This is a genomic window from Winogradskyella marina (assembly GCF_015645385.1).
GTDB classification, from domain to species: Bacteria; Bacteroidota; Bacteroidia; order Flavobacteriales; family Flavobacteriaceae; genus Winogradskyella; species Winogradskyella marina.
This window is the reverse complement of the sequence record NZ_JADOET010000001.1, coordinates 216,877-241,487: the sequence shown is the minus strand read 5'-3', so window position 1 is coordinate 241,487 and position 24,611 is coordinate 216,877. Positions and strand designations below refer to the sequence as shown.

At 33.6% G+C, this 24,611-nt stretch carries 22 protein-coding genes; 14 read left to right on the top strand and 8 right to left on the bottom strand.

Features of this window, described 5'->3' with window-relative positions; translation table 11 throughout:
• Positions 1-67 precede the first annotated feature (67 nt).
• Positions 68-802, top strand: coding sequence for a TrmH family RNA methyltransferase (locus ITJ86_RS01150; RefSeq protein WP_195869767.1), 735 nt, complete (start codon positions 68-70; stop codon positions 800-802).
• Here ITJ86_RS01150 and porT read toward each other — a convergent pair.
• Positions 789-1,505 carry a type IX secretion/gliding motility protein PorT/SprT gene (gene porT / locus ITJ86_RS01145; RefSeq protein ID WP_195870157.1) on the bottom strand — a complete coding sequence of 239 codons (717 nt, stop codon included), beginning with the start codon at positions 1,503-1,505 and terminating at the stop codon, positions 789-791. The two genes, ITJ86_RS01150 and porT, sit on opposite strands and share 14 nt — an antisense overlap.
• A 1-nt stretch (position 1,506) precedes the next feature.
• Entirely contained in the window at positions 1,507-2,238 is a 732-nt protein-coding gene (gene ubiE / locus ITJ86_RS01140; RefSeq protein WP_195869766.1) for a bifunctional demethylmenaquinone methyltransferase/2-methoxy-6-polyprenyl-1,4-benzoquinol methylase UbiE, read from the bottom strand.
• Positions 2,239-2,441: 203 nt separating this feature from the next.
• Between ubiE and trkA the strand changes: the two genes are divergently transcribed.
• From trkA to ITJ86_RS01115, 5 genes are all read left to right on the top strand, one after another.
• Positions 2,442-3,791, top strand: a complete 1,350-nt coding sequence (gene trkA, locus ITJ86_RS01135; protein ID WP_195869765.1) for a Trk system potassium transporter TrkA — start codon at positions 2,442-2,444, stop codon at positions 3,789-3,791.
• A 5-nt stretch (positions 3,792-3,796) separates the two neighbouring features.
• Positions 3,797-5,299, top strand: a complete 1,503-nt coding sequence (locus ITJ86_RS01130; RefSeq protein ID WP_195869764.1) for a TrkH family potassium uptake protein — start codon at positions 3,797-3,799, stop codon at positions 5,297-5,299.
• A gap of 312 nt (positions 5,300-5,611) precedes the next feature.
• Positions 5,612-5,893 (top strand): hypothetical protein, encoded by a 282-nt coding sequence (locus ITJ86_RS01125; protein ID WP_195869763.1) that lies wholly within the window; start codon positions 5,612-5,614, stop codon positions 5,891-5,893.
• Positions 5,894-5,919: 26 nt separating this feature from the next.
• On the top strand, positions 5,920-6,183 hold the full coding sequence (locus ITJ86_RS01120; RefSeq protein WP_195869762.1) for a hypothetical protein: 264 nt from the start codon (positions 5,920-5,922) through the stop codon (positions 6,181-6,183).
• A 126-nt stretch (positions 6,184-6,309) separates the two neighbouring features.
• Positions 6,310-6,567, top strand: coding sequence for a hypothetical protein (locus ITJ86_RS01115; protein WP_195869761.1), 258 nt, complete (start codon positions 6,310-6,312; stop codon positions 6,565-6,567).
• A gap of 102 nt (positions 6,568-6,669) precedes the next feature.
• Here the strand turns inward: ITJ86_RS01115 and ITJ86_RS01110 are convergent, their stop codons facing one another.
• Both ITJ86_RS01110 and ITJ86_RS01105 read right to left on the bottom strand, forming a co-directional pair.
• Positions 6,670-7,854 (bottom strand): pyridoxal phosphate-dependent aminotransferase, encoded by a 1,185-nt coding sequence (locus ITJ86_RS01110; protein WP_195869760.1) that lies wholly within the window; start codon positions 7,852-7,854, stop codon positions 6,670-6,672.
• A 19-nt stretch (positions 7,855-7,873) separates the two neighbouring features.
• Positions 7,874-8,974 (bottom strand): fatty acid desaturase family protein, encoded by a 1,101-nt coding sequence (locus tag ITJ86_RS01105; RefSeq protein ID WP_195869759.1) that lies wholly within the window; start codon positions 8,972-8,974, stop codon positions 7,874-7,876.
• Between the two features lie 144 nt (positions 8,975-9,118).
• Between ITJ86_RS01105 and rsmG the strand changes: the two genes are divergently transcribed.
• Together rsmG and ITJ86_RS01095 are read left to right on the top strand one after the other, a co-directional pair.
• A complete protein-coding gene (gene rsmG / locus ITJ86_RS01100) occupies positions 9,119-9,748 on the top strand; it encodes a 16S rRNA (guanine(527)-N(7))-methyltransferase RsmG (protein WP_195869758.1) in 630 nt (209 codons plus the stop codon).
• 155 nt (positions 9,749-9,903) lie between these two features.
• Entirely contained in the window at positions 9,904-12,471 is a 2,568-nt protein-coding gene (locus tag ITJ86_RS01095) for a toxin-antitoxin system YwqK family antitoxin (protein ID WP_195869757.1), read from the top strand.
• A gap of 84 nt (positions 12,472-12,555) precedes the next feature.
• Here ITJ86_RS01095 and ITJ86_RS01090 read toward each other — a convergent pair whose 3' ends face one another.
• From ITJ86_RS01090 to ITJ86_RS01075, 4 genes are all read right to left on the bottom strand, one after another.
• Positions 12,556-14,241: a T9SS type A sorting domain-containing protein gene (locus tag ITJ86_RS01090; protein WP_195869756.1), complete on the bottom strand. Its 1,686-nt coding sequence runs from the start codon at positions 14,239-14,241 to the stop codon at positions 12,556-12,558.
• Positions 14,242-14,388: 147 nt separating this feature from the next.
• Positions 14,389-16,014, bottom strand: a complete 1,626-nt coding sequence (gene pruA / locus ITJ86_RS01085) for an L-glutamate gamma-semialdehyde dehydrogenase (protein ID WP_195869755.1) — start codon at positions 16,012-16,014, stop codon at positions 14,389-14,391.
• A gap of 274 nt (positions 16,015-16,288) precedes the next feature.
• Complete coding sequence (gene apaG / locus ITJ86_RS01080; RefSeq protein ID WP_195869754.1) at positions 16,289-16,675, bottom strand: Co2+/Mg2+ efflux protein ApaG; 387 nt, start codon at positions 16,673-16,675, stop codon at positions 16,289-16,291.
• Positions 16,676-16,848: 173 nt separating this feature from the next.
• Positions 16,849-18,102, bottom strand: a complete 1,254-nt coding sequence (locus ITJ86_RS01075; RefSeq protein WP_195869753.1) for a type IX secretion system plug protein — start codon at positions 18,100-18,102, stop codon at positions 16,849-16,851.
• A 162-nt stretch (positions 18,103-18,264) separates the two neighbouring features.
• On the opposite strand from ITJ86_RS01075, the gene ITJ86_RS01070 reads away from it, so the two are divergent.
• From ITJ86_RS01070 to nqrF, 6 genes are all read left to right on the top strand, one after another.
• A complete protein-coding gene (locus ITJ86_RS01070) occupies positions 18,265-19,617 on the top strand; it encodes a Na(+)-translocating NADH-quinone reductase subunit A (protein ID WP_195869752.1) in 1,353 nt (450 codons plus the stop codon).
• Positions 19,618-19,627: 10 nt separating this feature from the next.
• Positions 19,628-20,854, top strand: coding sequence for an NADH:ubiquinone reductase (Na(+)-transporting) subunit B (locus tag ITJ86_RS01065; RefSeq protein WP_195869751.1), 1,227 nt, complete (start codon positions 19,628-19,630; stop codon positions 20,852-20,854).
• A gap of 3 nt (positions 20,855-20,857) precedes the next feature.
• Positions 20,858-21,607 carry a Na(+)-translocating NADH-quinone reductase subunit C gene (locus ITJ86_RS01060; protein ID WP_195869750.1) on the top strand — a complete coding sequence of 250 codons (750 nt, stop codon included), beginning with the start codon at positions 20,858-20,860 and terminating at the stop codon, positions 21,605-21,607.
• Between the two features lie 6 nt (positions 21,608-21,613).
• Complete coding sequence (locus tag ITJ86_RS01055) at positions 21,614-22,258, top strand: NADH:ubiquinone reductase (Na(+)-transporting) subunit D (RefSeq protein ID WP_179351539.1); 645 nt, start codon at positions 21,614-21,616, stop codon at positions 22,256-22,258.
• An 84-nt stretch (positions 22,259-22,342) separates the two neighbouring features.
• Complete coding sequence (nqrE, locus tag ITJ86_RS01050) at positions 22,343-23,083, top strand: NADH:ubiquinone reductase (Na(+)-transporting) subunit E (protein WP_195869749.1); 741 nt, start codon at positions 22,343-22,345, stop codon at positions 23,081-23,083.
• A gap of 8 nt (positions 23,084-23,091) precedes the next feature.
• Positions 23,092-24,399 carry an NADH:ubiquinone reductase (Na(+)-transporting) subunit F gene (gene nqrF / locus ITJ86_RS01045; RefSeq protein WP_195869748.1) on the top strand — a complete coding sequence of 436 codons (1,308 nt, stop codon included), beginning with the start codon at positions 23,092-23,094 and terminating at the stop codon, positions 24,397-24,399.
• Positions 24,400-24,611: the final 212 nt, after the last annotated feature.

Genomic DNA, 24,611 nt, shown 5'->3' with positions numbered 1-24,611 from the left:
TATTAAATGAAAAAAGGTTTACTTTGTGTCCTTAAGGGTTTCGTCAAACAAATGTAAAGACATTTTAATGTTATCAAAGAATCAAATAAAGTTAATTAAAAGTTTAAGTCAAAAAAAAGCACGGCAACAAAATGGCTGGTTTATAGTTGAAGGTATAAAAGGGATTTCAGAATTTCTTAAGTCAGACTATATCTTAAAAAACCTCTATACAACAAAACCGATATTTGATGCTCCGCAAGATTTAATTTCAGAAATTTCGGAATTAGAATTAAAAAAAATATCAGGATTAAAAAACCCAAATACAGCATTAGCAATTTTTGAAATTCCGCAGCAAACAGCAGTTCAAAACACAGGTTTAATTGTCGCTTTAGATGATGTAAGAGATCCTGGGAATTTAGGAACTATTATTAGACTTTGCGATTGGTATGGTATTAAAAGCTTAGTCTGCAGTTTAAATACAGTAGATTGCTACAACCCTAAAGTAGTACAAGCAACAATGGGGTCTTTAACACGTGTCAATATTCAATATGTAGATTTAAAACACTATTTAGAGTCTAGTAATACCGAAACATTTGGCACATTGTTAGAAGGCGAAAATATCTATACAGCAACGTTGCCAGAGCAAGGTATTATAATTCTTGGGAATGAAGCAAATGGGATTTCAGACGCCATCGAAGAAATGGTGAATAGAAAAATAACAATCCCTCAATTTGGTACAATTAAAGCAACAGAAAGCTTGAATGTTGCAAATGCAACAGCCATTCTTTTAAGTGAATTTAGCCGTAGAACTATTGAAACGTAAAGTTAATAAAGACACCTCTAGTTTGCATCTTTGAGATGTTACCTGTCCATGGACTATTAGGATCAACATCTTTTATAATTTCGTCACCCATAGCAAAGACGCCACGAATCGATGGTGAAAATTTAAAGTATAGCAAATAGAGATCTATTCCAAAACCAATCTCATAGAAATACGTGTTTTTGGTCATTCTAAACTCACCAGAGCTATTATCATCTGGATTATCTTGATTACTCGATAGGTTTAACGCGGTAGAAACACCTCCAATAATAAATGGTTTAAAATTATTAATTCGCTTCGTTGAAATTTTTAGTAAAAGCGGAATATGTACATAGGTAGATTTTACCTCTCTAAGCAAGTCGGAATCATTGTGCTCAATGCCTTGAAAATAGCTTTCGTCATATTGAAGATTTCTTGTGGTAAAGAATACGCCAGGCTCAAGTCTTAAATTCATGTAATCATTAATACGCATATCTCCTATAAGACCTAAATGAAACCCAGCCGTTTTATCAACAAGGATATCTTCTAAGTTTTCGTTGTAATCAAAATTAAAGTCATATTGATTAAAACCCAGAAAATAACCCCAAGTCAAAAACTTTTGATCAATATTATCTACAGAGTTGGCTACTCTTTCTTTCGTAAAAAGTTGCGCAGACGAACTTTGAAATGCTATTAAAAATACGAAAAGGATAAAAAATTGCTTCATATTATGCTTTAGATGCTGTATAAATCGTTGCCACTCCCATGGTTTGTGGTAGGTCTTTGACATTAATAAACCCAATTTTTCTTAAAATATTGTTTAAAGCTTCTCCAAAAGGAAAAACCGAAGCTGATTCACTTAAATAACTATAAGCTACTTTATCTTTAGAAAAAAGCTTTCCAATGGTAGGCATAATTAATTTACAATGCACATTGTACCCTGCTTTATAAAACGGATTGGTAGGAACAGAAGTTTCAAGAATAACAAAAATACCGTTTGGTTTAAGTACTCTTAAAATTTCAGCAAGTCCTTTTTCTAAATGTTCAAAATTACGAACACCAAAAGCCACTGTTATAGCATCAAAGGTATTGTCTTCAAAAGGTAAATCTTCAGAATCTCCAATAACCATAGAGATCGTAGAATCTAAATTTTTTGCTTTAATTTTTTGACGTCCAACCTCTAGCATACCATCACTGATATCTAAACCAACGATTTCTTTAGCATTTGTAGACGCTAAATTAATGGCCAAGTCTCCTGTGCCTGTTGCAATGTCTAGGATGTTGTTAGGATGACTTTCAGAAACAAGTTTTACAACCTTTCGTCTCCATTTAACATCTATTCCAAAGGAAATTACCCGGTTTAATCCATCATATTCTTTAGAAATAGTATCGAACATTTTAGTAACCTGATCCTTTTTAGATTGGTCACTATCCTTATATGGGTTTACTTTTTCGGCCATAACAATTTTTAGCAAATATATGGATAAGTTATAAGTACTTAAAGTTCAAAATAGAAATTCACGGTTTTATAAGAAATAAAATAGATGACTCTTAGTGCAAAGCATCTTAAGGCTTTATTTTTCTTAAAAGAACTTTAATGTGATACGCGCTTAATTACTTGTAACTAATAAGTATATTTGTATTTGTATTTCAAAGAATAATAATGAAAATAATTATCGCAGGTGCAGGTGAAGTAGGATTTCATTTGGCGAAACTTTTATCTTACGAATCACAAGAAATCACTTTAATAGATACTAAAAAAGATAGTTTAGGATATGCTGGTGAACACTTGGATATTAGAACTATAAAAGGGGATGCAACCTCAATTTCTATTTTAAGAGATGCGCGCATAGAAACAGCTGCGTTATTTATTGCGGTAACTTCATCTGAAACTACCAATATTACGGCATGTGTTTTAGCAAAACAATTAGGTGCAAAACGTACTATTGCACGTATCTCAAATACCGAATTTATTGATAATAAGGAAACCGTTGGGTTTTCAAAATTTGGGATTGACGAACTGATTTCACCAGAATCTTTAGCGGCTTCTGAAATTGGATTGCTTTTAAATCAGTACGGTTTTAATGATACCTATGAGTTTGAAGGTGGAGCTTTAACCATGTTAGGCTTGCGTTTGTCTAGAACAGCAACCTTTGTAGATAAGACGGTAAAGGAAGCAGCAGAGATATATCCTGAATTAAATTTTATCCCAATTGCAATTCAACGATTAGGAACCCAATATACTATTATTCCTAGGGGTGATACTATTTTTAAAGAAGGAGATAAGGTTGTTTTTATGACTTCTAAACATGGTGATGAAGAATTATTTAAATTATCAGGAAAGGTCAAGGTTGCGATTAAGAATGTAATGGTTCTTGGTGGAAGTCAAATAGGTTTTCAAACGGCTAAAGAGTTGTGTTCAAGTAAATTTAATGTAAAACTTGTAGAAAGTAAAAGAGGTAAAGCTGAAGAATTAGCAGAAGATATTCCAAATGCATTAGTTATTTGTGGAGATGGTAGAAATGTGGATATTTTAGACGAAGAAAATATATCTGATATGGATGCTTTTATTGCCGTAACAGGTAATTCTGAAACCAATATTATGTCTTGTCTTTTGGCGAAATCTAAAGGAGTAAAGAAAACCATAGCCTTGGTTGAAAATATGGATTATTATCAACTGTCACAATCGATTGGAATTGATACGTTAATCAATAAAAAATTATTAGCAGCAAACAATATTTTTAGATACATCAGAAAAGGTGAGGTGGTTGCTATGACCAAATTAACCAACATGAATGCTGAGCTGTTAGAGTTTGTGGTAAAACCAAATTCTAAAATAACGAATAAATTCATCAAGGATTTAAAATTTCCAAAATCTGCTATAATTGGTGGTGCTATAAGAGACGGAAACGGGTCTATTCCACTTGGTAGTTTTAAAATTGAAGCTGGAGATCGTGTTGTGGTTTGTTGTTTGCCACGATCTATTTCTGAAGTAGAACGGTTTTTTGCTTAATAATTATGTCTCGAATAAAACTTAATTATAAAATCATCTTCCATTTTTTGGGATTGCTATTATTGTTTAATAGTGGTTTTATGCTCATAGCGACCTTAATCAGTTTTATTTATAAGGATGGTGTAACGCTTGAATTGTTTTTAGCAGGATTAGTAACCTTATTAATAGGAGCTATAGCAATGCTTAGAACAAGAAACCATCGCAAGGAGATGAATAAGCGTGAAGGTTATATTGTAGTTGCTTTTGGTTGGATTGTTATGTCATTAACAGGAACATTGCCTTATATTGCTACAGAAGCTATTCCATCGTTTACCAATGCATTTTTCGAAACCATTTCTGGTTATACAACAACAGGTGCTAGTATTTTAAATGATATTGAAGTGATTCCTGAAGGAGTGTTGTTCTGGCGAAGTACAACACATTGGATTGGTGGTATGGGAATAATAGTTTTGGCTATTGCTATTTTACCCTTATTAGGTGTAGGTGGTATGCAGCTATTTGCTGCTGAAGCTCCAGGACCCAGCGGTGATAAATTGCATCCTAGAATTACAGATACAGCAAAGCGTTTATGGCTAATTTATGTAGGTTATACAGTTGCTGAAACTATTTTGTTACAGGCGGCAGGTATGTCTTTTTTCGATGCCATAAACCACGCATTAAGTACGGTATCTACTGGTGGATTTTCTACAAAAAATGCGAGCGTTGCAGAATGGAATGATAATCCTGCAATACAATACATTATTATATTTTTTATGTTTATGGCTGGTACTAATTTTGTACTTAGTTACTATTTGTTCAAGGGAAAGGTGTCTAAAATATTAAAAGATGAAGAGTTTAAATTATACTCTAAATTTATCATCACTTTTACATTAATAGCTGCTGTTTTAATCTATTTTAGAGCAGATATATCTCAGTCTACTATTGCGCATCCTATGGTTTTAGGTGAAGCCGAAAGTGCACTACGACACGGTTTGTTTCAGGTCATTTCGGTAATCACAACAACTGGTTTTATTACTGCAGATTATACCATGTGGACTCCCTTTTTAACGGTTTTCTTTTTTGGTTTAATGTTTTTAGGTGGTTCTGCTGGTAGTACTTCTGGAGGTGTAAAAGTAATGCGTCAATTGATTTTAATAAAAAATAGCTTTTTAGAATTTAAACGTGCATTGCATCCTAATGCTATTATTCCTGTGCGTTATAATGGGAAATCAGTTTCTAAGGATATTGTATTTAATGTTTTAGGATTCTTTATTCTTTATATGTTATCGTTTATTGTTGGTGCATTAGTGTTTTCTATGTTTCAAATGGATTTTACGTCTGCCATAGGTTTGTCAGCATCTAGCTTAGGGAATGTTGGACCTGCTTTAGGTGATTTTGGACCTGTTAATAATTATGCAGCATTACCACCTTTAGGAAAATGGTGGGCTTCTTTTTTAATGCTGATTGGTCGATTGGAATTGTTTACGGTTCTGATATTATTGACTCCTTTCTTTTGGAGAAATAGATAAAAATTCAACTTTTTTTAAAGATTTTTTAAAATGTAGCTAGCCTATATTCTCATTAGTAATTCCTGTGATTTTGAAGGTTTATTTTTGTTATGCCTTGATAATCATGTTGTAACATTTCTAATAATTGTACGTCATATCTATGTAGCTAATTGTATTATTAATCATCTAAATAATCAATTTTCAAAGGCTATTCAAATCAAAGTAACTATTTCTGAACTTTCAACTGACACCCTAATTGTGTCTTTTATAGCTAAAATCACAAATTACTAATTGTAAAGATGTGATTTAATTCAACCTAAAACCATAGAAATTATGCCTTCCAACTCCATGAATGTAATTAACTTTAATAGAAATCAGCTTTCAAAGCGCGATAGGTTAAAGCATGTGTTAGGTGGTTATAATCCAAATCGTAAAACGGAATACAATTTGCCTAAGGCAACGACTAAGCAGTTAAAGACTATTGCTAAACGCTTAAAAGAAGAGCGGAAGTATAGGATGCTAAAAGTTATATTAGTTACTATTATTTTATCTCTAATACTTTTGGCTGTGTTGTTATATTCACTAGACGGAATTGTTGGTTTGTTGCCATTATAATTAATAGTCGTTTATAAGTATAAGTTATGCCATTAGGAGAATCCATGCTAAGTACGTTAAGAAGTAATAAGAGCATTATGCTCGATAAATCGAAACGATTTAGAAAATCACTTGGTGGTTATGATAGGAAGCGAAAATTTAAGAATAATTTTCCAAAAGCCACTCCTGCACAACTAGAAACGATTCGGCAAAAATTAAGAAAAGAAAATCAAATGCTCTGGTTGAAAGTAATAGGGTTGTCTGTGTTCGTAATAGGTGGCTTGCTTTGGTTGCTATTCTACTTATTTTAGGCAGTAATAAGATGGCGCTTGAGCGGTAAAAATTGAATTTTTAACGTTAAAATCAGAAGTTTTATCTTATTTATTTACTTTTTAACTGAATATGTTGTATTTTAAGTAAGTATTAATAGTGTTAACATGAAAAGTAAAATAACTGAGAAAATAGCGGCTAAGGCTAAACGTGTGAATAAGAAGGTTCATTTTACAACACGTGGCTTATTGAATTCAGCCTATAAACGAACGGTAAAACGTAATTTTAAAAAGAGAAGTAAGAAGACTTTATTTGGAATAAGGCAACGTGTAAGATCACCTAAACTGAGTAAAGCGAGCCTTACGGTTTCTATGGTTTTAAAATTATTAGTATTTGCGAGTATTGCGGTTGTAGCTTGTATTTAGTGTAAATCGATTCCGTACGTAACCATTACAATCACATATAAAAAAAAGAGGCTATCTATAACATATTAGATAGCCTCTTTTTTTTATATACGACCTTGGTATTTAACTTAATGCCGTCTTAATTCGTTTTATGGCTTCCTTAATCTCGTTTTGAGAAGCTGCGTAAGAAATTCTTATACAATCTTTATTTCCAAAAGCCTCACCAGTTACTGTAGCAACTAGCGCTTCTTCAAGTAAAAACAGAGAAAAATCTGAAGCATTATTTATAGTTTTTCCTTTTATCGTTTTGCCGAAGTATGACGATATATTTGGAAACACATAAAAAGCTCCTTCTGGTTCGTTCGTTTTAAACCCGTCAATGTCACCTAGTAAATTTAAGATGAGTTGACGTCTTTCTTTAAATTCGTCAACCATATATTTTATACTCGAAGGATCTGCTTCTAAAGCCGTAATTACCGCACGTTGTGCAATACAATTAGCGCCACTTGTAATTTGACCTTGCATTTTGTTACAAGCTCTAGCAATCCAATCAGGTGCTCCTATATAACCAATTCTCCAACCTGTCATAGCAAACGCTTTAGATACACCGTTTACTGTAATAGTTCTATCGTACATATCTTCAAATTCAGCCATACTAAAGTGGCCTCCTTTAAAGTTAATATGTTCGTAAATTTCATCTGAAACAACATAAATATTTGGATGCTTCTTAAGCACATCAGCCAAAGCTCTTAATTCTGCTTTGCTATACACAGATCCACTTGGGTTACAAGGAGAACTATACCAAATCATTTTTGTTTTAGGAGTAATGGCAGCTTCAAGTTGTTCGGCTGTCATTTTAAAATCGTTATCTATAGAGGTTTGAACTTCTACAGGAACTCCATCACTCAACTTTACAATATCACTATAACTTACCCAATACGGACATGGTAAAATAACTTCATCTCCTGCATTAAGCATAACAGACGCTATATTAGCTAATGCTTGTTTTGCTCCTGTAGAAACTACAATTTGCGGAAGTGCATAGTTGAGGTTGTTATCGCGTTTGAATTTATGAATAATTGCGTTTTTCAATTCTACATAACCATCTACTGGAGTATAACTATTGTAGTTTTGATTAATGGCTTCAATTGCAGCGTCTTTAATAAAATCTGGAGTGTTAAAATCTGGCTCTCCCAAACTTAATCCGATAATGTCTTTTCCTTCTGCTCTTAGTTCTCTCGCTTTTGCAGCCATAGCAAGCGTAGCTGATGTGGCTAGGTTATTAATTCTATCCGAAAGTTGATTCATTTGATATAAAAATATAGAGTTAGGCTTGCAATGCTGGTCGCGCTCCCATTTGTTTTAAAAATTTGAAATGAGCGATAATTGCTTTTCTGGTAGTTTTGTATTCTTTGTATGGTAAATTAAATTCTTTTGCTGTAGCTTTTACAATTTCTGCAATTCTATCATAATGAATATGAGAGATATGTGGAAATATATGGTGCTCTACTTGGTGGTTTAAACCTCCTGTGTACCAGTTTATAATCCTACTTTTAGCTCCAAAATTAACAGTAGTTTTTAATTGGTGAATAGCCCAAGTGTTTTTCATAGTGCCATCTTTTTCTGGTAACGGCATTTCTGCTTCGTCCATAACATGCGCTAATTGAAATACCACACTTAAAATTAAACCAGCGACATAATGCATTATTAAAAATCCGATTAATATTTTGTACCAAGCGATGTCTGTAAGTAGAAGCGGTAACAAAATCCACATAGAAATATAAATCAGTTTAGAGATTACTAATTTACTCCAGTTTACTACTGGATTTGGGAATTTTCCATAAGATAACTTACGCTTCATATAGCGACTCATTTGTTGAAAATCTGTGGTAATTGCCCAGTTAATGGTTAATAAGCCATACAATAAAATGGAATAATAATGCTGAAACCTATGGTGTTTACGCCATTTTGTATGTTCTGAAAAACGTAAAATTCGTCCTGCTTCTAAATCTTCATCATGACCGTGAATATTAGTGTAGGTATGATGTAAAACATTGTGTTGCACTTTCCAGTTATAAACATTTCCGGCTAGGATATAAATACTACTTCCCATGAGCCTATTTACCCATTCTTTATTAGAGAATGCACCATGATTACCATCGTGCATCACATTCATACCAACGCCAGCCATGCCAATTCCCATAACTATGGTTAATAATAATTGTGCCCAAGTTGGGATGTTTAATGTAAGTAAGAGAAAGTACGGAGTTAAAAACAGTGTGAACATCACTATGGTTTTTACCCATATTTGCCAGTTTCCTGTACGTTTTATATCGTTTTCTTTGAAATAATTATTTACACGTTTGTTGAGGGTTCTAAAGAACTTGGCTGAGTCTGTTCTCGAGAAAGATAAGGTTTGTTGTGCCATGTATACTATTAATTTTATATTATAACGCTAGGGATTTAAAATCATTATAACAATGCAAAGATAGTTAATAAATAAAAGCGAGCTTAATCGATTAAGGTTAATTTATGAAGATTAAATTTAAGTATTTTTGTAAAAATTTAAAAAATGGAACTCATTCTAAAATATTTCCCGGATTTAACTGAAACTCAAATCCAACAATTTAAAGCCTTAGAAACGTTATATAAAGATTGGAACAGTAAAATTAATGTCATTTCTCGAAAGGATATTGATGAGTTGTATTTAAGACATGTCTTACATTCTTTGGGTATTGCAAAAGTGATCAACTTTGCACCAGAATCTTCGATTTTAGATGTTGGTACAGGAGGTGGATTTCCTGGTGTGCCTTTGGCTATTTTATTTCCAGAATGTCAATTTCATTTGGTAGACAGTATTAATAAAAAGTTGAAAGTAATTAATGCTGTTTGTGAAGCCATAGAACTTCCTAATGTGAAAACAACACATAGTAGAGTAGAAGCTATTGACGATACCTACGATTTTATTGTGAGTAGAGCTGTAACGACGATGCCAGAATTTACCACTTGGGTGAAAGGGAAGATTGCTAAAACTCAAAAAAACGAACTCAAAAACGGTATCCTCTATTTAAAAGGTGGTGATTTAACCGAAGAATTGAAACAGTATAAAACAGTTAAAGCATTCTTACTTTCTGATTATTTTGAAGAATCATTTTTTGAAACTAAAAAAGTCATTCATTTACCATTGAAATTCAAAGTTTAACCTGTGGTTAGATTTCAGTTAGTTTAAAACATTTTCTCAATAGAAAAAATGATGCAATGTTTAGTCTGAGACATCGCATTAGAAATAGTTTAATGTTTTATGACGTTAATCAGGCAAACATTTCTATTCTACACTATTTTAAATATACTTTAGTAATGATATTATTAAATTCTACGAAAACTATTCTACTTTTATTTATAGTAAGTACGGTCTTTATGCCTTTAACTTTGGAAGCGCAACAAGACACAATTTATTATGATATGTCTTGGAATGGCACCACAAAAGATAATGCTGCTTTTTATAGACCACCAGTTAAAAAAGAGGGTGATTTTTACAGAATTGAAGATTATTACATTTCTGGTCAAAAACAGATGAGTGGTTTGTCTAAGTATGAAGATAAAGATTACTGGGTAGAAAAAGTAAGTTGGTATAATGAAGATGGTCAGCTCTATCAACAAGGTAATTACACAAAAAATAGATTAGACGGTGCATTTATTACCTTTTTAGACGGTAAGAAATTAACTGCTATTTATAAAAAGGGGTTTATTAAATCTGGGGCTCAGAATACCATCCAATCGTCTAATCGTATTTACACAGAAGTTAAAAATGATACCGTAAAAGAGGTGGTATATGATTCTGATATAAACGGCATTCGTTACGAAAGTTTTAGAACGCTTAAGAAAGGTCATTTTCGTACCAAATATTATGGTAAAAAAGGTGATAGTATTGGTGAAATTATCACCTTGAAAAATGGATTTCGTAAAGGGGTTGAAGTGTTTTATTATTTCTCTCCTATGCGAGTGAAGCAAATTAACTATTATCCGTTTACAGGGTTGTTGGGGCATGAGGATTATTACCCTAATGGTCAGGTTCGGACAAAATTTCAAACTGAACCAGAGTATAAAAACACCTACTTCACTGAGGATGGAACCGAAATAGGGAGTGTAACTTACAAGCTTCAGAATGATTATTTAAAACCTATAAAAGGTACAAGAATTGTGTTTTCGTACAGTTATAAGGAAGACGTCATGGGGCGAATTTTGTCTTCTAAGACCTACAACTATGGTCTACTTGAAAAAGAAGAGCTATACTATGATAGTGGTAAGATAAAATCACTAACAACATATACAGATAATATTAAAGAGCTTCAAGTCAGTTATGATGAAACAGGCAACGAGCTGTCTAGAATGGTTTATAAAAACTATTATCCATATACTGGTGTAGAAATTAGTGGAAACAAAAGATCAACTTACAAAGAAGGAGAACTTATAGAGGAATTAAAATATTATTCAGATACCAATGTTCTTTTTAGTAAAAAGAATAAAGAAGAAGAGGTTTATTATAGTAAGGACGGAGATGTCTTGGGAATCTTAAAAGTGCAGTATAAAAATAGATATGCGAAACCTTTAAATGGTACACGTTACGAAATTGGTTACGATTCTGAAATTTCAAATATTGAAACTTACAAAGATGGTAACGTTATTGAACGGACTAAATTTATAACGAAATTAGTAGGTAAGGATAATTTGGTCGATTTTAAGGTCACCGAATATTATAATGCTAATCAATATAGTAAAAGTAGAGAGGTTAATTATTATAGTAATGGCTCTAAACAAAGCGATATTACATATACGGATTATGATAAAACATTAGGGAAGTTTTACAATGACAAAAATGAGTTAATAGGCACTTACGATTACGATAAAAAACATGGTAAATTGTATGAGTTTTTCGACCTCTCAGATGAAATAAAGCTCATTAAAGGGGAAGAAAATGGTGATTTAATAGCGTTAAAACGGTTTGATTATGGTGTCGCGAGAGGTTACGGAGTTATTGATCCTGTATTAATTGAAGACGTTGATGTTAACTGCTGTGCTACGTTTTATGATACGTATGGTGAAGTCTTAGCTGAAATTAATTTTAAAAACAAATTACCTTGGGAGGGTGAAATGTACGATAAAACCACAAGAGTTAAGTACACCATAAAAGATGGAAAACGTAACGGCACTTATAAGAAGTTTAATTATAATTATGAAGTTGTTTTAGAAGAAGGCCATTATGTGAATGATAAAAAGGAAGGGACCTTTAATAGTTACAATCAGTCTGGTGTATTACAATTAACGAGTACGTTTAAGAATGATGTTTTAGAGGGGAAATCCATTAATTATAACGAAGACGGAAAAGAAGTATCTAGCATCATTTATAAAGACGGAAAGCCTTTTGAAGGCACTAAAGTTCTAACAGTAGGTTACAATAGTAAGTCGACTCAAGAAATTTATAAAAATGGTCTCATTACGAAACGTATTTCTTATGATCTTCATGGTAAAAATGTGTCAACCTTTAAAAATGGTGAGGTTGTTGAAACGGTAGCATATCATATAGATTCTAATCATAAGCGATTGCAATATTCCTTAAATAAAAATTATATTGATGGGGAAGTCATTCGTTATGATAAAAACGGAAAAGAACAACATCGTGGCGTAGTAAAAAACCATAAGTTAGAATCGGGTGTTATTTATTTATCTGCCCATGGTTTATATGATAATAGGATGGCCTATATTATCCTAAAACGAAATGCGGATATTGTACAATTGACTTTAGTGGGCGAAAATAAGGAAACGCTCTTTTACGCCGAAGAAAAAGTGGAAGAAGGTTACGGCATGAAATACATTGATAAGTTAAATATTCACCTCGATTATTTACATCCAGAATCATTATACTAAAACTAAAAACAATAATTTGTAATTAAAAAAAAAGACCGTGTAAATAAGTTTAAACGGTCTTTTTTTTAGAAGGCTATGTAAGCTTTATTTTCGAACTATAAATCGGGTTGTAAATGTGCTAAGGTCATTAGTTATATGTAATAGGTATAGTCCATTGGTTAGGTTTATAGAGATAACGTCTCTGCCTGTTAATTCTTGAGTTGATTGTAGAACAATTTTTCCAGTTAAGTCACTGATTAAAATAGTGGCTCTACTATTTAAATCAGATCGCAATATTAATTCGTTTTTAACAGGGTTCTGCTCTAGTTTTACGGTCTGTAATTCTGTTTCTGAAACGCTTAGTGTCGTATTTAATATTTCGTCTAAAGCAAATGCGACATTAGCTTCCGTAAGTTGAACGTGGGGCTCGTTAGTATCAGGACTATAGATGTTTGCAAATGGTGAGACGCTTGTGAAGTCACCATTATAATGCCAATTAATTTCATTTCCTGTAGCAGGTTCAGTAATATCTAAGGCAAGTGCACTTACTGTTGGGATATAGCTAAATTTGTCAATCTCTAAAGCGTCAATAAAAGTGTCGCCGATACCACCCTCGGTTCCGAGAGACTCTGTTAATTCTGAGAGATCAAATAATCCACCTGGTGCTGCGTCTACACCATCAAAATTTACAGTGCTTGAATTAGCTGTGCTTTCTATATTTGGTATAAATGGCGGGAGAAGTGGGGCGAAAAATCGACTTACTTCTTGCGATGAACCGGCTGCTGGTGTCATATTTATGTCAATTTCAACATCAATTATTCCTAGTGGAGAATCTATTGGTAGTATAGCTTCTACAATCGTAAACCCATTAGTTACAGGTGTAACTCCATCGGCTGCTAAATATGGGCTTCCGTTACCACTTCCGTTGACAATAGCGACGTTACGAACGTCCTCAGGGAATCCACTTGCTGTTAAACTATTTAGATCTGCTTCAAACGTTGTTCTAAATGGATGTGGTTCAGGTAATGTAAGGTTATCATCAAAAGTAAATAGATCCTCACCAGATAAATGCGATTCAAAATGATCTATTAACAATTGCCTTCCTGCGGGAGATTTTAATAAACTATCAATAAAGGGTTGTAATTCTGTAACTGGACTCAAGGGATTATTAGCTAAATAATTTAATTGGTGCTGTAAACCTATAGGCACATTGGCGCCAAGGTGAGGAGCATCAAAAGAGATAAAGAGTCTTGTGTCCGCGTCCATGGAGTTGGCCTCCATGTAATTCAGGGCGTAACGAGAAATTAAACCTCCCATACTTGGGCCAATAATTACATTTTGATCAGGGCTATTCAATGCTTTATCAGTATTAATAATTGTAATTAATTCTACGAGAAGCATGGCGTTACGTTCAATAAAATCAGTGCCACCATCTATAGTTTCAGAATCTGCAGCACGTGTATACACAGGGAAATTAAGAATAATAACATCAAAATCTAGCGCTCGTAATTGATCGGCTAAATTTTCAGTGCCAGAACTGTCGGCAAAGTCTAAAAGGCTATAAATCCCATTAATGTCCCTTAAGTCGCCGGTATCAAAACCGTCAACAACAATTATGGGCTTGTCTAAAATACCATCGGGACTTAAAAATATTTGATATTCTCCTTCACCAGGATAGTTTGTAGTTTCTCCATAAGCAGATAGATCTGGAGTAACTCCAGAAGTTATCCAAGTTTGAGCAAAACTTAGAAAAGGTAAGCATAGTAAAATAGTAAAGTAATATTTTTTCATAAGTGCAGAATTTGAATTATTATCTTGAAAAGATACAAAGTTTACCAAAGTAATTGCTCAATTTTAATGTCATTTCTATTAAAAGCAAAAAAAAATCCTTAAAAGTATATAACTTCTAAGGATTTAAATTTCAATTTGTTATCGGTGTTATCCTAAAAAAGGATATCTATAATCTGTAGGAGTTACAAACGTTTCCTTAATTAATCTTGGAGATACCCAACGCATTAAGTTTTGAGCACTACCAGCTTTATCATTTGTTCCAGAAGCTCTTGCGCCACCAAAAGGTTGTTGACCTACAACAGCACCTGTTGGTTTGTCGTTTATATAGAAGTTTCCAGCAGCATTCTGAAGCACTTTTGTAGCTTCTTCAACAGCATATCTGTCTCTAGAAAGAATAGCACCAGTTAATGCGTATTCGCTTGTTTCGTCTACGAGTTTTAAAGTTTCAGAGTAGGCTTCATCGTCATACACGTATATTGTAATTACAGGGCCAAATAACTCTGTACACATTGTTGTGTATTTAGGATCTGTAGTTACGATGACTGTAGGCTCAATAAAATAACCTTTAGATTTGTCATAGTTACCACCAGCAATGATTTCTGCGTCGCTATCTGCTTTAGCAGCATCTATATATTTAGCTAATTTATCAAAAGAACCTTCATGGATGACTGCAGTAATAAAGTTGTTCATATCTTCTGGAGACCCTATTTTGAAAGATTCCATATCTTCAATTAAATACGCCTTTACATCGGCCCAAATACCTTTAGGAATATAAGCTCTAGATGCCGCGCTACATTTCTGACCCTGAAATTCAAAAGCGCCACGTGCAATAGCTGTTGCAACTTGTTTTGCATCTGCCGTTTTATGTGCGACGATAAAATCTTTTCCACCTGTTTCTCCAACAATTCTTGGGTACGTTTTATAGTTATGAATGTTGTTTCCAATCTGCTTCCATAACTCTTTAAATACGTGTGTTGACCCTGTAAAGTGTAGTCCAGAAAAATCAGGACTCGCTAATACTGTATTTGTAATCATTACAGGATCTCCGAAGACCACATTGATAACACCATCAGGGACACCAGCTTCTTTAAAAATATCCATAATTACTTTTGCAGAATAGACTTGGCTATCACTTGGTTTCCAAACAACAACATTACCCATTAAAGCCATACATGCAGGTAAATTACCGGCTATTGCTGTAAAGTTAAATGGAGTTACAGCGTATGTAAAACCTTCAAGAGGTCTATATTCTACTCGGTTCCATGCGGCACTTGTGCTTTCTGGTTGTTCCATGTAAATGTCTGACATAAACTGAACATTAAAGCGTAAGAAATCTATAAGTTCACAAGCCGCATCAATTTCAGCTTGATATATATTCTTCGATTGCGCTATCATCGTGGCTGCGTTGATTTTTGCTCTGTATGGACCCGCAATTAATTCTGCAGCTTTTAAGAAAATACCTGCGCGTTGTTCCCATGGCATTTGTGACCAAGACTTACGTGCTTCTAATGCCGTAGAAATTGCCTCTTCTACATGTTCTTTTTCTGCTAAATGATATTCGCCTACTATATGTTTATGATCGTGTGGAGGAGACATTGTTCTGGTATTTCCAGTTTTTACGTCCTTTCCATTTATGTACATAGGAACTTCAACCTTTGAATTAAATAATGATTTGTACGCTTCTAAAACAGCTTTTCGTTCTGCGGAACCAGGTGCGTAAGACATAACAGGTTCGTTAACTGCGATAGGTACATTAAAGAATCCTTTTCCCATAATATATTTGTTTTTTTAGAGTGAGTTTTTAAAGTGTAAATGTACAATTTTTTAAAAGTAAATATGGATTTCAAACGTTATAGTTGTGTGAAGATTGTAAATACTGTTTTATAGATTATTCTTAGAAATTTTGCTATTGTTTTTGTAAAAATATTCTTAGCATATAATGCTTCTTATAGGTTGTACGCTAAGTAAATAACGATGTATTAATCAAGTATAATTTGATGACAATTGTTTTTGAAAAACAATAAATTGCGTAAGAGAAATAGAAGGCTTAATTAAGTGCAAAAGGCGCACTTAATTTAAACGATGGAATGTAAACTTTAAATTGATTAGTTTTAGATAGGTTAACCATATTATAATGACCACGCATAGCTCCAAAAGGTGAGGATAAAAGACATCCTGAATTGTATGTGTGCGATTCGCCAGGTTTTAAAACTGGTTTTTTGCCAATAACACCTTCTCCTTCAATAATCTCTTCATTATTTAATGCGTCAAGTATTTTCCAGTGTCTAGAATTTAGTTGAACTGAATCTTTACTCTGGTTTTCGATAGTTACTTTATAACCAAAAGCAAAATGTACTTTATAGTTTTTATAAAATGTACCTTCAAAATTAGTTTCTACAGTAATTTTTATGCCGCTTGTAACTTGTTGAACCATTGTAATAATATAATTAATCTATGCTAAAATAACATAATTTTTGAATGAAGCGCTATAATTCGGTTAAGAGGTTAGGTTTTTTAACAAAAACATTATAAAATTAGTAATGTGAGAGGTGTGTGTTATTTTTTAGTGTCTTTTTTTATTAATATGGAAATATGGATTTAGATTTTCTAGTTGGTAATATTCTCTGAAGTGGCTTCACCAAAACCAATAAGTCTATCGTAACGCGCCCCTAAATCCTTATAATAAACTAAGACTTTATAGTTATTTTCCGTTTCCCAGAAATTTCCACTGATGGCACCTTCGTCTAGCTCTCCGGTTTCTCTATCTACCGTTACATATTTGTAGTTATAAAACCCTTGTTTAAGCAACATGGTAATTTCGTAACGGTTGCTTTCAGGATTATAAATCATTTGCGTTAACGGTTCAATCGTAAAATAATTGAAATTGCCATATACATGAATATCCTTAGTTTTTAATTCGTCTTGTAATAATGAAAAATGAACCATTACATAATCTGCTTCAATATCTGGGTTATCTCTATCGATTATAGTCACTAAAAAATTCCCATTAATATCTGGATTGTACGTGTACGGTCTATCTTTTCGGTTAATGTTAGTGTATAAGTAGTTGTGGTAAAGGTCTCCTAGTTCAATATATTGAACACCTACATTCGCAGCTCTAACATCTTTATTTTCAAAATATAAATATTCGTTTCCTCCCCAAAACGCAGATTCCGTATCATAGCGATAGATGAGCTCATTACCTAATGTGTATTGTGGTTTTAAACCGGTAATTGCAGTGTTTAAGTTGTTATTCTGAATTATAACTGTTTTTATGGTTTCTAATGGGTTGTTTAGATTGGTGCCATTTGTGGTAATCACCAAATCTACGGATTGTTTTTCTGCAATAACTTTTACATCTCTAGAGCGTTTTACGCTTACACCAACGTTAGCAATGTCTTCATAGACCATAAATTTTCTACTAAACATTAGTTCGTCATAGTCATCATAAATAGAAATCATGTAATTTCCACTTTTTAGGAAACCATGCGTTTGTTGGTTTGGGATTCTTAAATTGTAATGCGAATAAATTTGATAGGTGTTAAATGAATTTTCATAATCTAAAATACGTTGGTTGTCTAAGCCTTTAAGGTATTCAGACTTCACTAAGTTGGATGGGGTCCAATCATAATTAAAATGTTCAATAACGTAGTAAAAGTCTTCTTCGTTTCCTGTTAAAGCATCAAACTCTAACATTAAAGGTTCGCCAAGTTTAAGAACCGGTAATTGTCCTTGTGTGGTATTGCTCTTAAACGTAACGGTTTTTATAAAATCTGGTGGATTTAGTTCGTAGGCGACTTGAGAAAATGATGATATTGAAAATAGAAAAAGTGTTAAAAAGTTGAAAAAGGTCTTATTCATTGTTTAAAATATGTGTTGCGTAAAGATAATCAAAATCTATGCCTTAAAACAAGTAGCTTATTTATAATGAATACAAATAAAAAAGTTGCTGTAAATTGAGATATAATTAAGCATTAATTTGTAGATTTGCACCGATTTTTAGATAACTAATCTTTAAAAGATATGTCAAAAGACATCAAAATTAAAAAGGGCTTAGATATAAAGTTGATCGGTGAAGCCGAACAAACTTTAGAGAATGCTGTCATTAGTAATTTCTATTCTATTAGACCCGAAGACTTCCATAGTATTATTCCAAAACTTATAGCAAAAGAAGGGGCACGTGTTAAAGCAGGTGAGACTTTGTTTTACAATAAGGATAATGAAGCAATGAAGTTTGTTTCGCCAGTTTCTGGTGAGGTAACCGAAGTGCAACGTGGACCAAGACGTCGTATAGACGCTATTAAAATAACAGCAGACAAGGAACAAACCTATGTAGATCATGGTAAGTTTGACTTAAATGCAGATGCAGAAAAAACTAGAGCACACTTGTTAGCTTCAGGTTGTTGGGCTTTTATAAAACAACGTCCTTATGATGTTGTTGCAAAAGCAGACAGTACGCCAAAAGCTATTTTTGTGTCTGGTTATGCAAGTGCACCTTTAGCCGCAGATTTAGATTATACGCTAGCTGGTAAAGAAGCAGAGTTACAAGCTGCTGTAGATGCGCTATCTAAATTTACGGATGGTGGTTTCCATATATCAGTAGGCAAAAATTCTAATTCGCCTTTAGCTGGTTTGCAAAATGCAACAATTCATAAGGTTTCTGGGCCACATCCTTCAGGGAATGTTGGAACTTTAATTAGTCAAGTAGATCCTATCAATAAAGGTGAAACGGTTTGGACCATAAATGCTCAAGATCTTGTAATAATAGGTGAGTTGCTTTTAACAGGAAGATTTAATGCAGAGCGCGTTATAGCTTTAGCCGGATCATCAGTTAAAAAGCCACGTTATTTCAAAACTAAAATTGGTTCTGAAATCGCAACTATGGTTTACGATAACGGAGTTGAAAGAGATGGGAACGATCGTTTTATTTCAGGTAACGTATTGTCTGGAAAACGCGTGCAACCAGATGGATATTTAGATTATTATAGTAATATTATTTCGGTAATTCCAGAAGGTAATGATTACGAATTATTTGGATGGAATAAACCAGTATTTGATAAAGTCTCTAACACAAGAGCTTTAACGTTTTCATGGTTAACACCGAATAAGAAATACGATTTAAGTTCTAATATGAATGGTGAGCATAGAAATTTTGTGCTTACAGGTAATTACGAACAAGTGTTTCCATTAGATATATATCCAATGCAAATTCTAAAATCTTGCTTATATAAAGATCTAGATGAAATGGAAGCTTTAGGTATGTATGAAGTAGCACCAGAAGATTTTGCCTTAACAGAATTTGTATGTGTGTCAAAACAGCCGCATCAGCAAATTATTAGAGCAGGCTTAGATTTAATGTTAGAAGAAATCGGTTAAAAAATAGATAATGGGTTTAAAACAAAACTTACATAATATAAGAGAAAAATATAGAGGTACTAAGATGGCACCAGCCTTCAACGCCTTACATACGTTTCTTTATACGCCTAATGATACTGCACATGGTGGTACTCATATAAAGGCAGCAGACGATTTAAAGCGTACCATGAACACGGTTATAATGGCATTAGTTCCGTGTTTGATTTTTGGTATGTTCAATGCAGGTTATCAGCATTACTTAGCTGTAGGAGAAATTGAAGCTGTAACTAGCGGTTTCTTTAGTAGTGAATTTTGGACCTTACAAAACTTTAGTTTAGGGTTTTGGAAGATACTTCCTATACTACTTATTTCTTATGGTGTTGGACTAGGAATTGAATTCCTATTCGCTGTAATTAAAGGCCACGAAGTAGAAGAAGGTTATTTAGTAACAGGGATGTTAGTGCCGTTAATTGTACCAATCGATATTCCATTATGGATGTTAGTGGTGGCTGTTGCTTTCGGTGTTGTTATCGGAAAAGAAGTCTTTGGAGGAACTGGGATGAATATTCTAAACCCTGCCTTAACCATTAGAGCATTCTTATTCTTTGCTTATCCTACTTGGATGAGTGGTGATAAAGTTTGGGTTGAAGGTGCTACAGAACGCGCTAAAGAAATAATTGCAGGATCTAATGCAGATGCCATTTCGGGTGAAACCATACTAGGTGGATTAGCACAATCACATCCTATTGACTATTCAGTAGCGGATATGTTTTTTGGATTTATTCCTGGGTCTATAGGTGAAACATCAACACTATTAATATTATTAGGTGGTTTATTCCTAATCTTTACTAAGATAGGTAGCTGGAGAATCATGTTGAGTTCTGTAATAGGTGCATTAGTTATGGGGTATATTTTTAACCTTGTAGTTGCAGCAGGATGGATTACAGAAACAAGTAATTTTTACGGCTTAATGAATACGGAATTCTGGCATCATTTATTAATTGGTGGTATGGCATTTGGTATTGTTTATATGGCTACAGATCCAGTAACAGCATCACAAACAAATAAAGGGAAATGGATTTACGGTTTCTTAATCGGGTTTATATCGATTATGATTCGTGTATTTAATCCAGCCTACCCAGAAGGTGTGATGTTAGCAATATTGTTAATGAATGTGTTTGCACCTACTATTGATCATTATGTGGTTCAAGGTAATGTGAAAAGAAGATTAAAAAGAGGAAAATTAAAAACAGCTTAAGTTATGGCAATCGATACAGATAAAAATAGTTACACCGTTATTTTTTCTATCGTGATGGTAGTGGTTGTAGGCTCGATACTTGCAGGACTTGCTTCAGGATTAAAACCTTTAGTGGATGCTAATAAACGTTTTGAAAAACAACAAAATATATTGTACGCCATGGGTATTAATGCCAATGAAGGTACAAGTGATGTTGCTTTTATTTCTACCGATGAAGTAGAAGATAAATTTGAGAGTACTATTACAAAGCAATATGTAATTGAAGGTACAGAAGCTTCAGAAAATTCAGAAGCCTATTTAATAGATATTAAAAAAGAAGAGGCTAAAGCTAAAGACCCTAACTACAAACGAAAATTACCATTGTTTGAAGGTGAAAAAGACGGAGAACCAATCTATGTTATTCCAATTAGAGGAAAAGGATTATGGGATGCCATTTGGGGATTTGTTGCAGTAGATAAATCTATGACTGTTCAAGGCGTGTTTTTTGATCATGCAGGTGAAACACCTGGTTTGGGAGCAGAAATTAAACAACGTTATTTTATGGACGATTTTGAAGGAGAAAGCTTATTTGATGAGTCAGGTGCTTTTAAAGGTATTACTGTAGCTAAAGGTAATGCTGATCCTAAAAACGAAAGAAAAACGGATAATGCCGTTGATGCAATTGCTGGTGCAACGATTACTGGTGATGGTATAACCGCGATGATTAAGAAAGATTTAAAAATGTACGTGCCTTATTTCAAGACATTAAAATAAAAATGTATGGGACTTTTATCAAAAAAAGATAGTAAACTTATAATGGACCCCTTAGCGGACAACAATCCTATTACCATTCAGGTATTAGGTATCTGTTCTGCTTTAGCTATTACAGCGCAGTTAAAGCCATCAATAGTAATGGCCATTTCTGTAATGTTTGTTATGGGCGTTGGAAACGTGGTTATTTCGTTAATGCGAAATATCATTCCTTCAAAGATTAGAATTATTGTACAACTTGTTGTTGTTGCAACTTTAGTTATTATAGTGGATCAAGTGCTAAAAGCTTATGCGTATAGCTTAAGTAAAGAACTATCGGTATTTATTGGCTTAATTATTACCAACTGTATCATCATGGGACGTTTTGAAGCTTTTGCTTTAGCTAACGGTACATGGAGATCCTTTTTAGATGGTATTGGTAACGCTTTAGGTTATGGTGTTATTCTTATTATAGTTGGGTTCTTTAGAGAGTTATTAGGATCAGGAACATTGTTCGGTTTCAAAGTCCTTGGAGATTCAGTTGAGAAAACAGGATTATACGCTATAGGCTACGAAAACAATGGATTTATGGTATTACCTCCAATGGCATTAATAGTGGTAGGTATTATTATTTGGGTACAACGTAGTAGAAATAAAGAATTAATAGAAGACTAAACGAGTTGGCAGTAAAACAGTAATCAGTAGGCGGTTTATGCTTGTACTGAAAACTGCGAACTGTGAACTGAAGACTTATAGAAAATGGAACATATAGAATTATTTTTTAAATCGATATTTGTAGATAACATGGTATTTGCATACTTCTTAGGTATGTGTTCATACTTAGCAGTATCTAAAAAAGTATCTACGGCTGTAGGATTAGGAGCCGCTGTTATATTTGTACTCGCAATAACAGTACCTTTAAACTGGTTGTTAGATCAGTATTTATTACAAGAAGGTGCCTTAACCTGGTTAGGTCCAGAATTTGCCGATTACGATTTAAGTTTCTTGTCTTTTATTATGTTTATTGCAACCATTGCTACGATGGTACAATTAGTAGAAATTATTGTTGAGAAATTTTCACCATCATTATACAATTCATTAGGTATATTTTTACCGTTAATTGCTGTGAACTGTGCGATTTTAGGGGGCTCATTATTTATGCAGTCAAGAGAGATTGAAACTTTAGGTTTAGCACTTAATTATGGTATAGGATCAGGAATTGGATGGTTTTTAGCGATTGTAGCTATTGCAGCAATTAGAGAGAAAATTAGATATAGCAATGTGCCACCAGCTTTAAGAGGTTTAGGAATTACCTTTATCATCACAGGTTTAATGGCTATTGGTTTTATGAGTTTTGGAGGTATGCTTACTGGAGGCGAAGAAGAAGCTACAGAGGAAACTGAAGAAAACACTGTTGGCATGGTGACTGCTATTGCTGATGAAAAAGACGAGGCATCTAGTCTTGTTATTAAAACAATTAACGATACGGATAAAAATTAATAAGGAATATGGTATTAGCAGCAAGCACAATAGGAACGGTCATCGCTACAGTTGTCGCGTTTTTAGTAGTTACTTTATTATTGGTATCGCTTTTACTTGTAGTGAAGCAAAAATTGTCTCCATCAGGACCAGTTAAAATCACTATTAATGGTGAACGTGAAATAGAAGTTGGATCTGGAGGAACGTTATTAAATACCTTAGGAGCTGAAAAAATATTCTTACCATCTGCATGTGGTGGTGGTGGTACATGTATTCAGTGTGAGTGTCATGTATTAGAAGGTGGAGGTGAAGCTTTACCAACAGAAACACCACATTTTAGTAGAAAAGAATTAGCTGAAGGTGCACGTTTATCTTGCCAAGTAAAAGTAAAGCAGGATATGGAAATTACCATTCCTGAAGAAGTTTTCGGAATTAAGAAATGGGAAGCAACGGTTGTACGTAACTATAATGTAGCGTCATTTATTAAGGAATTTGTAGTTGAAATTCCTGAAGATATGGGCTATAAAGCTGGTGGTTATATTCAGATAGAAATTCCAGAATGTGAAGTGAAGTTTGAAGACATGGATATTACAGCACATCCTGAAGAGCACGAAACACCAGATAAGTTTCAAGCTGAATGGGACAAGTTTAATCTGTGGCCATTAGTAATGAAAAATACAGAAACTGTAGAAAGAGCTTACTCTATGGCATCTTACCCTGCAGAAGGACGTGAGATTATGTTAAATGTACGTATTGCGACGCCACCATGGGATCGAAATAAAAATGGATGGATGGATGTTAATCCTGGTATTGCATCGTCTTATATATTTAACCAAAAACCAGGTGATAAAGTAATTATTTCTGGCCCTTATGGTGAATTCTTTATCAACGAGTCAGAATCTGAAATGCTTTACGTTGGTGGTGGTGCAGGTATGGCACCAATGCGTTCGCACTTATATCACTTATTCAAAACCTTGAAAACGGGTCGTAAAGTAACGTATTGGTATGGTGGTCGTTCTAAACGTGAGTTGTTCTATTTAGAGCATTTTGAAGCGTTAGAAAGAGATTTCCCTAACTTTAAATTTTACTTAGCATTATCTGAACCAATGGAAGAAGATAACTGGAAAGTAAAAGAAAATATCGATGCACCAGGAGATGGTTTCGTAGGATTTATTCACAACTGTGTTATAGATAACTATTTAAATCATCATGAAGCACCAGAAGATATTGAATTGTATTTCTGTGGACCACCATTAATGAACCAAGCGGTTCAGAAAATGGGTGAAGATTTCGGAATCCCAGATGAGCATATTAGATTTGATGACTTTGGAGGATAATATCCGATAAGTCTAGAATTAATTCATATTAAAAAAGCCAATACTTTATTAGAGTATTGGCTTTTTTTATTAGAGTAAAGGCGTTTAGAAATACGATGTAGTAAACACTATGAATTAGAACAGTACTTGTGGGATGCTAATGCTGTCATACTTACTTTTTTATTCCATCCTCTTGATTAATTGAATGCTTATAAAAAGTATTTAAGTAAGTT

Excerpts from the sequence above, each read along its gene's own strand:
- nqrF (WP_195869748.1), top strand. The coding sequence starts at position 23,092 with ATGGTATTAGCAGCAAGCACAATAGGAACGGTCATCGCTACAGTTGTC.
- ubiE (WP_195869766.1), bottom strand. The coding sequence starts at position 2,238 with ATGGCCGAAAAAGTAAACCCATATAAGGATAGTGACCAATCTAAAAAG.
- ITJ86_RS01065 (WP_195869751.1), top strand. The coding sequence starts at position 19,628 with ATGGGTTTAAAACAAAACTTACATAATATAAGAGAAAAATATAGAGGT.
- pruA (WP_195869755.1), bottom strand. The coding sequence starts at position 16,014 with ATGGGAAAAGGATTCTTTAATGTACCTATCGCAGTTAACGAACCTGTT.
- ITJ86_RS01095 (WP_195869757.1), top strand. The coding sequence starts at position 9,904 with ATGATATTATTAAATTCTACGAAAACTATTCTACTTTTATTTATAGTA.
- ITJ86_RS01055 (WP_179351539.1), top strand. The coding sequence starts at position 21,614 with ATGGGACTTTTATCAAAAAAAGATAGTAAACTTATAATGGACCCCTTA.
- ITJ86_RS01115 (WP_195869761.1), top strand. The coding sequence starts at position 6,310 with ATGAAAAGTAAAATAACTGAGAAAATAGCGGCTAAGGCTAAACGTGTG.
- ITJ86_RS01130 (WP_195869764.1), top strand. The coding sequence starts at position 3,797 with ATGTCTCGAATAAAACTTAATTATAAAATCATCTTCCATTTTTTGGGA.
- apaG (WP_195869754.1), bottom strand. The coding sequence starts at position 16,675 with ATGGTTCAACAAGTTACAAGCGGCATAAAAATTACTGTAGAAACTAAT.
- ITJ86_RS01060 (WP_195869750.1), top strand. The coding sequence starts at position 20,858 with ATGGCAATCGATACAGATAAAAATAGTTACACCGTTATTTTTTCTATC.
- trkA (WP_195869765.1), top strand. The coding sequence starts at position 2,442 with ATGAAAATAATTATCGCAGGTGCAGGTGAAGTAGGATTTCATTTGGCG.
- ITJ86_RS01070 (WP_195869752.1), top strand. The coding sequence starts at position 18,265 with ATGTCAAAAGACATCAAAATTAAAAAGGGCTTAGATATAAAGTTGATC.
- ITJ86_RS01090 (WP_195869756.1), bottom strand. The coding sequence starts at position 14,241 with ATGAAAAAATATTACTTTACTATTTTACTATGCTTACCTTTTCTAAGT.
- ITJ86_RS01105 (WP_195869759.1), bottom strand. The coding sequence starts at position 8,974 with ATGGCACAACAAACCTTATCTTTCTCGAGAACAGACTCAGCCAAGTTC.
- ITJ86_RS01150 (WP_195869767.1), top strand. The coding sequence starts at position 68 with ATGTTATCAAAGAATCAAATAAAGTTAATTAAAAGTTTAAGTCAAAAA.
- nqrE (WP_195869749.1), top strand. The coding sequence starts at position 22,343 with ATGGAACATATAGAATTATTTTTTAAATCGATATTTGTAGATAACATG.
- ITJ86_RS01125 (WP_195869763.1), top strand. The coding sequence starts at position 5,612 with ATGCCTTCCAACTCCATGAATGTAATTAACTTTAATAGAAATCAGCTT.
- rsmG (WP_195869758.1), top strand. The coding sequence starts at position 9,119 with ATGGAACTCATTCTAAAATATTTCCCGGATTTAACTGAAACTCAAATC.
- ITJ86_RS01075 (WP_195869753.1), bottom strand. The coding sequence starts at position 18,102 with ATGAATAAGACCTTTTTCAACTTTTTAACACTTTTTCTATTTTCAATA.
- porT (WP_195870157.1), bottom strand. The coding sequence starts at position 1,505 with ATGAAGCAATTTTTTATCCTTTTCGTATTTTTAATAGCATTTCAAAGT.
- ITJ86_RS01110 (WP_195869760.1), bottom strand. The coding sequence starts at position 7,854 with ATGAATCAACTTTCGGATAGAATTAATAACCTAGCCACATCAGCTACG.
- ITJ86_RS01120 (WP_195869762.1), top strand. The coding sequence starts at position 5,920 with ATGCCATTAGGAGAATCCATGCTAAGTACGTTAAGAAGTAATAAGAGC.